At 55.2% G+C, this 13642-nt stretch carries 12 protein-coding genes; 11 read left to right on the forward strand and 1 reads right to left on the reverse strand.

Features of this window, described 5'->3' with window-relative positions; translation table 11 throughout:
* Window positions 1-167: 167 nt before the first annotated feature.
* The 11 genes from GZZ87_RS03945 (at window position 168) to GZZ87_RS03995 (ending at window position 13115) form a co-directional block, all read left to right on the forward strand.
* The gene (locus GZZ87_RS03945) at window positions 168-1139 is read left to right on the forward strand and encodes a MoxR family ATPase (RefSeq protein WP_162027475.1); all 972 of its coding nucleotides are present in this window, start codon (window positions 168-170) and stop codon (window positions 1137-1139) included.
* A gap of 261 nt (window positions 1140-1400) precedes the next feature.
* Complete coding sequence (locus tag GZZ87_RS03950; protein ID WP_162027476.1) at window positions 1401-2369, forward strand: DUF58 domain-containing protein; 969 nt, start codon at window positions 1401-1403, stop codon at window positions 2367-2369.
* Window positions 2370-2529: 160 nt separating this feature from the next.
* Entirely contained in the window at window positions 2530-3099 is a 570-nt protein-coding gene (locus tag GZZ87_RS03955; RefSeq protein ID WP_162027477.1) for a transposase, read from the forward strand.
* A 167-nt stretch (window positions 3100-3266) separates the two neighbouring features.
* Window positions 3267-3701 (forward strand): DUF4381 domain-containing protein, encoded by a 435-nt coding sequence (locus GZZ87_RS03960; RefSeq protein ID WP_162027478.1) that lies wholly within the window; start codon window positions 3267-3269, stop codon window positions 3699-3701.
* Window positions 3665-4678, forward strand: coding sequence for a VWA domain-containing protein (locus GZZ87_RS03965; RefSeq protein ID WP_244648058.1), 1014 nt, complete (start codon window positions 3665-3667; stop codon window positions 4676-4678). Before GZZ87_RS03960 ends, GZZ87_RS03965 begins: the two co-directional genes overlap by 37 nt.
* Entirely contained in the window at window positions 4671-5564 is an 894-nt protein-coding gene (locus GZZ87_RS03970; protein ID WP_162027479.1) for a VWA domain-containing protein, read from the forward strand. The genes GZZ87_RS03965 and GZZ87_RS03970 overlap by 8 nt, the downstream gene beginning before the upstream one ends.
* Window positions 5561-6181, forward strand: coding sequence for a tetratricopeptide repeat protein (locus GZZ87_RS03975; RefSeq protein WP_162027480.1), 621 nt, complete (start codon window positions 5561-5563; stop codon window positions 6179-6181). Before GZZ87_RS03970 ends, GZZ87_RS03975 begins: the two co-directional genes overlap by 4 nt.
* Window positions 6178-7686 (forward strand): BatD family protein, encoded by a 1509-nt coding sequence (locus tag GZZ87_RS03980; RefSeq protein WP_162027481.1) that lies wholly within the window; start codon window positions 6178-6180, stop codon window positions 7684-7686. Before GZZ87_RS03975 ends, GZZ87_RS03980 begins: the two co-directional genes overlap by 4 nt.
* An 80-nt stretch (window positions 7687-7766) precedes the next feature.
* Window positions 7767-9023, forward strand: a complete 1257-nt coding sequence (locus GZZ87_RS03985) for an OmpP1/FadL family transporter (RefSeq protein WP_162027482.1) — start codon at window positions 7767-7769, stop codon at window positions 9021-9023.
* 65 nt (window positions 9024-9088) lie between these two features.
* Window positions 9089-10666 carry an arylsulfatase gene (locus GZZ87_RS03990; RefSeq protein ID WP_162027483.1) on the forward strand — a complete coding sequence of 526 codons (1578 nt, stop codon included), beginning with the start codon at window positions 9089-9091 and terminating at the stop codon, window positions 10664-10666.
* A gap of 673 nt (window positions 10667-11339) precedes the next feature.
* Entirely contained in the window at window positions 11340-13115 is a 1776-nt protein-coding gene (locus GZZ87_RS03995; RefSeq protein ID WP_162027484.1) for a DUF2314 domain-containing protein, read from the forward strand.
* A gap of 138 nt (window positions 13116-13253) precedes the next feature.
* Here the strand turns inward: GZZ87_RS03995 and GZZ87_RS04000 are convergent, their stop codons facing one another.
* Window positions 13254-13418, reverse strand: a complete 165-nt coding sequence (locus GZZ87_RS04000) for a hypothetical protein (RefSeq protein WP_162027485.1) — start codon at window positions 13416-13418, stop codon at window positions 13254-13256.
* Between the last annotated feature and the right edge of the window lie 224 nt (window positions 13419-13642).

Genomic DNA, 13642 nt, shown 5'->3' on the forward strand with positions numbered 1-13642 from the left:
GCTTCCTGCACGAAAGGGTGAAGCTAACTAGTTACAAGGCCTCTTCATCAATTGCAATTGCGCAGGGCACTTTATACAAGAATTCTGCCCATTTTAATGGCCACTTTAACCAATAAATAACCTTACGTGTTTGAATCTGCAGACGGTTCACCTACTCTCACAAATCTATGAGCACCGCCCTCCCTAAAATCCTTGAACTCAGCAAGCGCATGCAGACGTCGATCATCGGTCAGCCTGCAGTCGTCGAGCGCCTGCTGCTCACCCTACTGTGCAATGGCAATGTGCTCGTTGAAGGCTTGCCCGGTCTCGCGAAAACGCGCGCCGTTAAAAGCCTCGCGCAAAATATGGAGGCCGACTTCAGTCGCATCCAATTCACGCCCGACCTACTGCCATCCGATATCACTGGCTCCGAAGTCTATCTGGGCGAAGACGCCGCTGAGCGCTTCGCGTTTCAACAAGGCCCCATCTTCGCCAACATTGTGCTCGCCGACGAAATCAACCGCGCCCCCGCAAAGGTGCAAGCCGCCCTGCTCGAAGCAATGGAAGAGCGCCAAGTCACGGTCGCCAGCAATTCGCACAAGTTGCCCGACCTCTTCATGGTCATGGCCACGCAGAATCCGATCGAGCAAGAAGGCACCTACCCGCTGCCTGAAGCACAGATGGACCGCTTTCTGCTACACGTCTATATCGACCACCCCGATCCAGCCTCCGAACTGGAAATCCTACGCCTCGTGCGTAACGAAGGTGGCGGCCACAATAACAAAGCGTCCGCGGAACCACTCGCTCAGGAGGTCGTCTTTACCGCCCGCGAAGAGATTGCACAAGTCAGCATCGCAGAATCACTTGAACGCTATATCGTCGACATCGTCGCAGCCACCCGCGGGCAAAATACCGCCGGCGAGTCCGTTGCTAAATACATTCAAGTCGGCGTCAGCCCACGCGGCTCGATCGCCCTCGACAAATGCGCCCGTGGACATGCCTGGCTACAGGGCCGCGACCATGTCACCGTCGAAGACATCCGCGCCATCGCTGGCGATTGCCTACGCCACCGCCTAGTGCTCAGCTTCGAAGCCAACGCCGACGGCGTCACCACCAACGACGTCATCGATACGTTGTTAAAGAACGTCGCGATTGCGTAATTCTCCTACCACCGGTCATGATTTGTGAACAGCATATCGAAGAGAGTTCGCGCCCCCAACGTAGGGGCTTTGCTTGCCGTTTCGACAGGCTCAAGGCCCTGAGCTTGTCGAAGGGCGAAGACCGCGCACTGCCGACAGGCACACGAAATTTCGTAACGTCTCCTGCCTTCGCGGTTCGCGCAAGCACGCCCCCTACAAAGCTCTCAGCCCTCCCACCTCAGGTCTCAGCTCTCAGGTCTCAGCTCTCAGCTCTCTTAACAAATGAACTGGAACCTACTAAAGCGTAAGAAAGCCAAAGCCGAATCGACCTCCGGCGCTTACGCAGAGCTAGATCAGCTCATCCGGCTCCGCTTTGAGACGCAGGACTTTTCGCTACGCCCCACGCAGCCAGTCTCCAGCGTGCTCAGTGGTCGTTATGGCTCCAAACTACGCGGCCGCGGCATGGACTTCGTCGAAATCCGCCGCTATCTGCCTGGCGACGACACGCGCACCATGGATTGGAAAGTCACGGCTCGCACCCGCCAACCGCATGTGCGGGTTTGCGCCGAAGAGAAAGACCGCGCCGTGCTGATGATTGTTGACCAGCGGCAGAACATGTTTTTCGGCACGAAGCGGCAGATGAAATCCGTCACCGCCGCCGAGTGCGGCGCCGTCGGCGTCTGGCGTGCCCTCGCATCCGGCGATCGTGCGGGCGCCATTGTTTTCAACGATAGCGAAATCGCCGCCGTCAGGCCACAACGCAGCGAAGCCAACGCGATGACGATTCTCGGGCATATTGTGCGCATGAATCACGCACTCAAAGTCGACGCCGACCAGCAGCCCAATCCCAATGCATTCAACAACGCACTCCGCCGCGCCGCTCAAATCGCCACACACGACGTATTAATTGTCATCGTCTCCGACATGGCCGGTGTCGACGCAGACAGCGAACGCCTCGTCGCGCAAATGGCCGCCCACAACGACGTGCTCACCCTCATGACTCACGACCACTCACGCATCGACGCCTTCAATGATGCACTCAACGTATCCGATGGCACACAGCAAACCGAAGTCAACTTCACCGACAAAACCACCCGCGACCATTTAAAATCCGACTTTGACCTAGAACAGCACAAACTAGAAAAGCACCTACGCCGACTCGCCGCGCCCATGCTCATGATCAGCAACGGCGAAGACACCGTGACCCAACTACGCCGCCAACTAGGCGTGCCCGTTTTAAAGAAAACGTAGGGGCTTTGCTTGCGAAGCCCGCGACAACACCACAACGCCACACACCACCAAAACCCTTCGAAACCACCACAAAGCACCCACCTTCTCGAACAACCGAGCCCACCTGCACATTCGCGGGCTTCGCGAGCAAAGCCCCTACAAAAAAAAGAATCACAAAAAAATGAAACCACGGCCCATACGTAAAACAGACAATCTACGCATCGGTCGTGTCTCCATTCCACATGCGCGGTATTTCATGACACTCTGCACCGAATCCAGAAAAACAAACCTCACTAACCCATTAACTGCCACCGCCATCCTCAATGCCTGGCGCGCACAGCACTCCACCCACGACTACACCTTTCACTGCGCGACGATCATGCCCGATCACATTCATTGGCTCTGCACTTTAGGCACACGACTCACACTCGCTCAAATCATCAGCAAATTCAAAACAAAGACCAAAGGTGCGATGGAGCAAGCAAAGCTCACATGGCAGCGCAACTACCATGACCATCGCCTTCGCGCCGACGACGCACTGGAACCATTCAGTAAATATATCTTCCTCAACCCATACCGTAAGCAGCTCTTATCAATCAACCAGACATGGCCGCACTGGAGATTAAGTCGCGACTATACGCCCGAATTCACTTTAGCCTTAAACAGCAACCAAGGCCCACAACCCGAATGGCTTTCCGAAACACCGACACTCCAAGAAATCATCGACAATGATTTAGGACGCAATACGTAGGGGCTTTGCTTGCGAAGCCCGCGACACCACGAAACATCCCAAGCGCCAAAAAACCTTTCGCCACCACCACAACGCACCGTAGGACTCACCGTCCATCGTAATCACTTGCACATTCGCGGTCTTCGCGAGCAAAGCCCCTACGATTTAAACAAATTAAAACCGAACCCTTGGAACCCGACTCACAAAGCCTCAGCAATCTGCACGACATCGTCGTGCCTGCTGCCCCTAGCTTCTGGCCACCGGCCAGCGGGTTTTGGATACTCATCGCCCTGGTTCTCATGCTACTGATCTCCGCGGCATGGTGCATCACTCAATCGCGCCGACGCAACGCCTACCGTCGCGCAGGACTCACACTACTGGAATCGGCCACGACCGCTTACGAAATTAACGTTGTGCTCAAACGCGTTGCGCTCGCCGTGTTCCCTCGGGAACAGGTCGCCGCCCTCCATGGTGAGGACTGGATACGGTTCATGCAGGCCACCTGCCCTGGCGAACAATTCGAGCCACTCAGTCAATCGGACGAAGCCACGCCCGCCACCGAATCCATTCGTGCCAGCGCTCGCACATGGATTCGCAAACACCAAGCCCAAGCTGCCAAGTGATCTTACTCGCATATCCTTGGCTGCTCGTGCTGCTACTGCTGCCGCTCATCGCGCGTATGTTACTGCCAGCCTACCACCCGCAAAAGCCCGCACTCTGGGCACCGTGGTATGCGCGCGTCGTCAATTTACTCAAAGGCAGCCACGCTCCCAATAAACAGGCCGCGCCACAATCGCGCAGCCAACTCACACTCACATGGGCAATGTGGACCTTACTCGTGCTGGCACTCACACGCCCTCAATTCCTCGAAGAGCCGATCTCGCAGACCTTACCAACCCGTGACTTGCTACTCATCGTCGATCTATCCGGCTCCATGGAAGCCAGTGACTTTACCGCGCCCGACGGCGAAAAAATCGACCGTCTGACTGCCGTCAAATCGGTGCTCGATGAATTCCTCGAGCGCCGCCAAGGCGACCGCGTCGGGCTGATTGTCTTTGGTAATGCCCCTTTCGTGCAGGTGCCCTTCACTCAAGACCTCGATGCCTGCCGCATCTTACTGGAAGAAACCACTGTCCGCATGGCCGGCCCGCGCACCGTATTTGGCGATGCGATTGGCTTAGGCATTACTCTGTTTGAACGCAGCGAAGTCGAAGACCGCGTCATCATCGCACTGACCGATGGCAACGACACCGGCAGTAAAGTGCCACCTGCCGAAGCCGCTAAAATTGCTAAAGACCAAGACGTCCAGATCCACGTCGTCGGCGTCGGCGACCCCACCACGACTGGCGAAGATGCGCTCGACGAAGACGCTCTCACCACCGTGGCATCGACCACCGGCGGACAGTATTTCCACGCCAATGATCGCGACGAACTGGAATCCATCTACACCGAACTCGACCGTATCGACTCACGTGACATCGAGTCCGAAACCTATCGCCCACGCCGCGATCTGTTCTACTGGCCACTCGCAGCGATGCTAGCGCTCAGTTGCGCTCAAATGCTACTCAGCTCAACTCGAAAGGAGGCGCAACATGGCTGACTTTCACTTTCTACGACCATGGTGGTTACTTGCGATCCTGCCCTGTGCACTGCTGTGGCTACGCGCCTGGCAACAATCCACCTCACTCGGCAATCTTGCGAAGTCCGTCGATCCGCACCTGCTCAAGCACCTGCTAATTGATGCAAACTCGACCAAACAGTTCCGACCACCTCACTTACTCGCAGCCACACTCGTATTATCGATACTCGCACTCGCGGGTCCGAGCTGGAAACAAACACCCGCGCCCTTTGCCGATGCCCAAGCCGGCCTGTTCGTTATCTTACGCGTCAGCCCGACCATGCAAGCGACCGATGTGCAGCCCACGCGACTCGAGCGCGCGCGGCACAAACTCAGCGACCTACTCGAAGCACGCGCCGGCACAGCCACCGGATTGATTGCCTACAATGGCAGCGCGCACCTCGTCATGCCGCTGACGAAAGATGACCGCATCATCAGCACCATGTCTGAAAGCCTCAGCCCCGAGATCATGCCCCGCGATGGCGATGCCTTAGGCGACGCGCTCCAACTCGCACACAGCTTTTTCGAACGTGCCAACATGGCTGGCTCGATTCTAGTCATCACCGATAGCGTCACTCAAAGCGACGGCCTCAGCAGTCCACTGCCGGTGCAGTTCTGGTCGATCCAGTCACCACAAGCCCCAGTCACACCCGAGATACAGACCGCAGCGCGCCAACTCAATGCCTCCGTCACCAAGCTCAGCATCGACGACACCGACGTGCAACAAATCGCCCGCCGTGCCCAATCCGACTTTGCCAACGCCAGCAACGATGCCCTCGGTAACCGTTGGCAAGATGGCGGCTATACACTGCTACCGCTGCTCGCCCTACTCTATTTGCTCAACTTTAGAAAGGGCTGGCAGCTATGATACGTCGACTCATCTATTGTGCCTGGGGAATCACAATGCTCATATTGGCAGCCTGCCTGTTTACCGATGCTGGCAACATTCGGCGCCCCGACGACCTTGCCTACAAGCTGTATGCAAAAGGTGAATACAAGGAAGCCGCCCAAACCTTCACCAACAGCGAATGGCAAGCCATCGCCCTCTATCGCGCAGGCGACTTCAAAGCCGCCGCCAACATTTTTGCAGGCTACGACACACCCGAAGGCTGCTTTAACCACGGCAACGCACTCGTTTTTCAGGGCAACTATACCGCCGCAGCTGATCGCTATAGTCGTGCCCTCGAACTACGCCCGGATTGGGAAGCTGCCATAACCAATCGCGGCATCGCACTCGCCCGCGCCAAGTTACTCGAGTTCCAAGGCGGCGAAGGCACCGGCGGCAAGCTCGGTGCGGATGACACCATCATCTCCAACCAGCCCCCCAGCGACACTCCCAACGACCAGACAGAAATCGTCGAAGACGCCGCGCCACTCAGCGACGCCGAACTCCGCGCCGTCTGGCTGCGCCAGGTGCAAACCAACCCAGCCGATTTCCTAAAATCCAAGTTCAGCTACCAAGCCAGCAAGGAGGCAAAGCAATGAGTGCACCATCAAATTGTAGGGGCTTTGCTCGCGAAGTCCGCGACGCCACGAAAAACTCCCAAGCGTCCAAAGCCCTCCGCAACCACCGCATCGCCCCAAGCAATTCCCTCCAGCGTAGGGGCTTTGCTCGCGAAGACCGCGACACCGCGAAAACCTCACAAACGTCCAAAGCCCCTTCGAAACCACCACAAAGCTTCGAACCACTCACTGCACCGCGTAACCACTTGCACATCCGCGGGCTTCGCAAGCAAAGCCCCTACGTTTTACTCCTACTGCTATTCTCACTGTCCCTCCACGCAGCCGAAGACATCGTCGTGCGCACCAACATCAGTCCGGAATCGGTTTGGGTCGGCCAACGCATGACACTCCAAATCGACGTGCTGGGCAAAGACGGCTGGGCGCAGATCAGCGACATTGACGCCGTCGAAATACCAAACTGCTACCTACTTCCCTCGGGTAACAGCCGCGTGCGCCTACAAGAAAGAATCGAAGGTGCCGACTACTCCGGACAACGCTATGAGCTCTCACTCTACCCACAGCGCGATGGTAGCATTGAAATCCCAGCGCTCTCACTCCCCGTGAAAATACAAACCTGGGGCGCCGGTGCAGGCACCAACGAGCAAGTCGTCACCACCGAACCACGCTCAATCGAAGCCAAACTCCCTGCAGGCGTGCAAAATGTGCACAGCTTCGTCGCCTCGTCGAAATTCACCGCCACGCAAACATGGAGCTCCGATGCCAGTGACTTCAAAGTCGGCGATGCACTGAAACGCAGCATTCAACTAAGGGCCGACAATTTACCAGCGATGCTCCTACCCACTATCGCGTATCCAGACATCGAATACCTCAGCAACTACCCCGAAACACCAGAGCTCAGCGACACGACCGAACGGTCGACTCCCCTTGGACTACGCAACGAGTCGATTACCTACCTCTTCGAAGCCAACGGCACCGCTCAATTACCGGACTACAGTTTCCAGTGGTGGGACACACAGACTGAAACCCTAACAACGGTCACCCTTGAAGGCAGACAAATCCAAATAAGTGGAGGCATGACACACCATGCACACTCAAATGAAGCAAGCAGCACAGCACACTGGAAATGGTCGATTGTTATACTCTTTTGCATCGTCGTTACCATCGTCATCGTGCGCCGCGCGCAGACCCAGCGTAACTCTAATACCGAGAGAACCCTCTTCAACCAGCTATTGAAACAAGCGCAAAACGGAAACGTATCCGCAATTCTCAACGCCTCCTTTCTCTGGTTAGAAAGCCTCCCCACGCAGCCGCGACAACTTAGCCTCTTCTTTAAAACACATGCTGACAAAAACACTGCAACCTTGGCCGAGGCATGGATCCGCGATCCCGGTTCGTCAATCAGCCCAGATCAACGCCGAAAATTGGTGAAAGCGCTTCGGCACGCACGAAAGCAAGCACTTGTAATCACACGGCAATTTGACCATTTATCAAAAGCACAGAAGTGCCTCCCACAGCTGAACGAATAGATATCGTGCTCGATATCATCTGACACAGCACATAATTTAAGCCTCAAAATCTAATCTAACACTTCAAAACAATAAACAGCATGCTACGCACCTACATTATTCCCCTTACCCTCGCTAGCGTTATAGCCGCTCAATCAACGCAAGCTGCAGGCCTCTGGCTTCACGAAACTGGAACCGAAGATCTCGGGGTAGCCACTGCTGGTCGCGCGGCCACAGCTGGCGATGCGACTATCGCCAGTGGTAACCCAGCCGGCATGCCACTCTTGACGGAACAAGATAATCTCGTCGTGACCTCTCAAATTCTCTACGTAGACAGCCGCTTCGATAGCGAGACGAAGGTCAACGGGGGCGGCAACGGGGGCAATGCTGGAGGAGTCATCCCCAGTGGCACTGCCTCCTACGTGCACAAATATAGCGATGACCTGGCCTTCGGGCTCAGCTTCGGATCCTACTTCGGACTTGGCTTGGACTACGGCGACGACTGGGAAGGACGCTACTATGTAACTGAAGCTGAACTCCTCACCATGGGGCTCAATCCGTCTGTCGGTTATCGTATCAACGACCAATTGCTGATCGGCGGAGGCGCAAATTTTTTCTACTCCACACTCGACCAGCGCGCGGCAGTCAAGAACGTGCTCAACCCAAGCCAAGGCGACGGAAAGCTCAAACTTGAAGACGACACCTTCGGTGCCGGCTACAACCTAGGAATCATGTTCGAACTGACAGAAGACACGCGTATCGGTCTGACCTACCGCTCGCAAGTCGACCTTGAGTTTGAAGATGCCCTCGAATTTTCAAACTTAGGCCCTGCCTTGTCAGGCCTAGAAGGGACAAAAGCAGACCTCGAGCTGAACGTGCCACAACAAATCCTCCTCGGCTTACATCATCAGCTAAACGACGATTGGACGATCATGGCGAGTGTCGCTTGGCAAGAATGGAGCGAGTTCGGTAAGCAAGAGATCTCGATCACAAGCCCCAACCCGGCCGACATCGAAAAAGATCTCGAGTTTGACGACACATGGCATTTCGCCCTTGGCGCTCAATATCAAATCAATCCCGAGCTACGCTGGTCGGTTGGCATCAGTCACGACACCTCACCGATCGACAAAGCCGAAAACCGCACTCCTGATATCCCCTTTGATCGCATCTGGCGTTTTGCCACAGGCCTAAACTACCAATGGAAGGAAAACATCTCTATCGGCCTCGCCTATGAATATATGGACCTGGGTAGTGCTGAAGTAGACGTAACAGGCAACCCCGTGCGCGGAGACCTCAAAGGTGATTACAGCACCAACGCGGTTCACTTCTACGCCCTAAATTTCAACATGACCTTCTAGGCTCAATCGGCAGCGTCTCAGCTGCAGCGACTCATTTGACTCTCAATCACCAATAACCAAAAAACATGAAGTATATCCACACATCGAGGCTGACGAAAGTCGTCGGCCTGACCATCGCAGCGCTCAGCAGCACTGCACTCTACGCGGCGGATAAGCCGAACATCCTCGTCATTTGGGGCGACGACATCGGCGTGCACAACATCAGCGCCTACAATCACGGCATCATGGGCTACCAGACGCCCAACATCGATCGCCTCGCCAATGAAGGCGCGCTCTTCACTGATTCCTATGCACAGCAAAGCTGCACCGCCGGCCGCTCCTCTTTCATCCTAGGCCAACACCCGTTCCGCACCGGCCTGCTCACCATCGGCATGCCTGGCTCTGACCACGGCATCCCCGACTGGGCGCCCACACTGGGTGACTTGCTCAAGGAAGAAGGCTACATGACCGCTCAATACGGCAAAAATCACCTTGGCGACCAAGACAAGCACCTACCCACCGCGCACGGATTCGACGAATTTTACGGCAACCTTTACCACCTGAATGCGGAAGAAGAGCCAGAAGGCTACTACTATCCGAAAGACCCTGCCTTTAAGGAAAAATACGGCCCACGCGGTGTGATCCGCTCGACAGCCGACGGCAAAATCGAAGACACTGGCCCCATGACGCGCAAGCGCATGGAAACCGCTGACGATGATTTCCTCGCCAACGGCTTGGACTTCATTGAACGCGCGAACAAAGCCGACAAGCCATTCTTCATGTGGTTCAGCAGCACACGCATGCACGTCTGGACTCGCCTCAAAGAAGAGTCCATGGGTGTCACTGGCATCGGAATCTATCCGGACGGCATGGTGGAGCACGACGGACATGTCGGCCAACTACTCGCCAAACTCGACGAGCTCGGCATCACCGATAACACCATCATCGTCTACAGCACCGACAACGGCGCTGAAACCGTTTCATGGCCCGACGGCGGCATCACGCCCTTCAAGGGCGAAAAAGGAACGACCTGGGAAGGTGGCTTCCGCGTGCCAATGATCGTCAAATGGCCTGGCGTCATCAAAGGCGGCACTAAGATCAACGATATCATCTCTCAAGAAGACTGGATTCCAACACTCATGGCAGCCGCTGGTCAGCCAGAAATCAAAGAGAAGCTCAAAGAAGGTTATACAGCCAACGGCACCGAGTGGAAGGTGCATCTCGACGGTTACAACTTCCTGCCTTACTTCAGTGGTGAAGTCGACGAAGGCCCTCGCTCGCAAATCTTCTACTTCGGTCAAGGCGGCGAGCTCAACGCGATCCGCTGGAACGACTGGAAGGTGCACTTCGCGATCCTCGAAGGTAACATCACCGACGCCCAGCGCATCGAAACCTCATGGCCACTCATCATCAACTTGAAGGCCGACCCGTATGAGCACGCATGGGAACACTCTGGCATGTATCTCCGCTGGATGGCCGACAACATGTGGCTGTTCGTGCCGATTCAGGATGAAATCCAAACATTCCTCGGTTCATTGAATGGCTACCCATTCCAAGAAGGCCAGGCGCTGAACGCGGGTAACATCAACTACCAGTCGCTCAAAGCACTACAGATCCTCAAGCAGATCACCGAAAAGGGCTTGTTCGAAATGCCGAACAACTAAAGCCGCTTTTTAATACCAAGCTTATCAATGCGAGTCCCAGTGGGGCTCGCATTTTTTTGTGCGCTATCAGACGTAGGGGCTTTGCTCGCGAAGCCCGCGGATGTGCAAGCGGTTGTGGAGGAAGAAATGGTGGTTCGACGCGTTGTGGTGGTTTCGAAAGGGCTTTGGACGTTTGTCACGTTGCGGTGTGGTCGCGGGCTTCGCGAGCAAAGCCCCGAAGAGGGAACTGAGATCGACGGCTTTAGCTCCAGTTTTTGTTCAACACATTGACTCCCCAACACTTTGATCGCCCCTTTTCAATAACTGCTAATAAACGATCAAGCGTAGGGGCTTTGCTTGTCCGAAACCATGAGCCTGCCGAATTGGCGAAGCCCGCGTATGTGCAAGCGGTTGTGGAGGAAGAAATCGTGGTTCGATGCGTTGTGGTGGTTTCGAGAGGGCTTTGGACGTTTGGGGCGTTTCTGTGTTCTCGCGGGCTTCGCACCTGTCCGCCGTAGCCTTGGCGAAGGAGGAAGCAAAGCCCCTACGAATGATAGTTGCGTTGAAAGCTCGGCACAGGCTCGTCCATTAGGAGGCTCCTGCTACGAAGTCAAAAAGTTAGAATTTCCCCTAACGAATAAGACCGCATTTTCGCTTGAAGCTATCGAGATCAAGCTATGCAATCACCCGAACTATGACAGCCCCGACTCCAAACGATCAGAGAACCCATTTCGCATTTACCTTTATTCCGATGCTATACGGTGGCAGCAAACGTAGCTACCTAAACATGGCAGCCCCTGACACGGCGACGACAGCGTTTAAAGATGCATGGACGCGTGTATACGAGCAATTCACCCTCGATGGCAAAGCGGTTCCTGCAGATGGCTTGGAAGCACGCTCCTTTCAAGAGGAAGGCTACATTGTAACGATAATACAATTCCCTCCGGGTGCAGGCATGAATGAACCCGTCTACGCAGCCAGTGTTGTTGGCCCTTGTCATGACATTAACCTGCAGAGTGATGCGGTCGAGCAACTCCCCGTGCGTTACTTTGTCGGTGTCATAGCAGGCGAAAAGCTCGCAATCGTAGAAGTTGTAGATGAAGGCCTCATCGACCAAGAGGTCTCGCTCGAAATCGATCCGTTCATCTTTGTCGATTGGGTGCGCAGCACGATCATCACAGGCGTTGGAATTACCTCTGTGCCGAATACGGATACCTCGATGGATGAGGCGATCGCACAAGCGCGACTCGAACTGCCTGCGATAACCGAGCGCTTCCTTCGCGGAGAACTCGAAGCGTTCACCGTAAAAGTTAAAATCGTCGACGACGACGACCAAACCGAGCACATGTGGCTCTCAAAACCCAGCTACGCGAATGGCAAATTCACTGGCACCTTCGAAAGTGAACCACGAAACGTAACCAATATTACCGTCGGCCAAACCTATTCTGCCTCATTAGCGGAAATCACCGATTGGATGTATATGAAAAACGGTCAAATGGTCGGCAACTACACCCTCCGAGCCATGCTGCCTCGAATGGCTCCGGAACAAGCCAACAAAATTCGAGCCCGCCTTGCAGGACTCGAACCGCACCCCGCGCCCAAGCCAATCGCCACAAACAACGAGAGCTCAATGACAGCGGAAGGACGGCAGGCCTTACGCACCAACGTAGTCAGCTTTCTCAACAGCAGAAAATTTAACGCCTACGCCGCTAAAGTCTACCCCGCGAAGGTGCGCGGCACCAACCAAACCATGCAGAGCGCATTGCTCGATGTCGCACATCAGGGTAAGGTCGAGATGGCCTATATCGTGATGGCGAACTCCCAACTTACGCGCGGTAAAATCGATCACGCACCAGCATTACTCATTGCCGGAACTGGAGGCGATGATGCATCCGAGCAACATACGCAGCAAATCATGCTGAAAATTGCCAACGAAGACTATGACGACCTCCCCGCAGCAGACGTCAAACAGCTGCAAGATATGCTCGCAGACGAACAGTTCCAGCTCTTCCGCATGCGCGCCTTGCCCGCCTCACTCACACAAGGCAAACCCGTCTATTTCTTCGACGTCATGCTCACTGCGGACTGTCTGATGCAAGGCGGAGACTCACCTCAACCGATATGCCCCTGTATCGTCGCTCCAGAGAGCGACGCTAAGATTTTCCCAATACCACTCAATGCAATGAGTGAAGATGAGCCAACGGCAAGCACTCCACCTCCTATCCCATTGCAAAATGAGAAAGCGCCGGCCTCTGCAACGTTCGCTCTAATATTTGGCATCGCGTCATGGATACTGTTCCCCCTATTTGCCATCCCCGCGCTACTATGCGGGCACCAAGCGAGATCCAAGATCAAGCAAGGACTATTCACCAAAGGTGGCACGCGAGCACTCATCGGCCTCATTCTCGGCTACCTCATGCTCGCTTCGTTCGTCGGCATCATCATTTACGGAATAACCGGAAACAACTGAGAGTCCCGATCAATACGGCTCGCCCAGCACTTCAGCTAACACTGCCTCTGCACTACCCGGCGGTGGCTGTAGACCCAAATATGCTGATAGCGTCGAAGCTCGCGACCGTGCTTGCATCACGATGAATTGTCTGCGGCTCTAGATCGGCTCCAGCGCAAAGCCTCCGTAGGGGCTTTGCTTGCGAAGCCCGCGGATGTCCAAGTGCTTCTGGAGGAAGAAATGGTTGTTCGATGCGTTGTGGTGGTTTAGAGAGGGCTTTGGACGTTTGTTGCGTTGCTGTGTGGTCGCGGGCTTCGCGAGCAAAGCCCCTACGAGGGAACTGAGATCGACGGCTTGGCTGCCGTTTTTTTATTTCGCTAACTCGCCCAACACTTCGTGTCGCCCCTTTTTAAGAACCGCTTATCAATGCGAGTCCACACCTAGGATCGCATTTGCTGTGCCAACTGCGATCAAGTGTAGGGGCTTTGCTTGCGAAGCCCGCCCATGTGCAAGCGGTTGTGGAGGAAGAAATGGTGGTTCGGTGCGTT

Origin of the sequence: Lentimonas sp. CC4, assembly GCF_902728235.1 — a bacterium.
Taxonomy (GTDB): domain Bacteria; phylum Verrucomicrobiota; class Verrucomicrobiia; order Opitutales; family Coraliomargaritaceae; genus Lentimonas.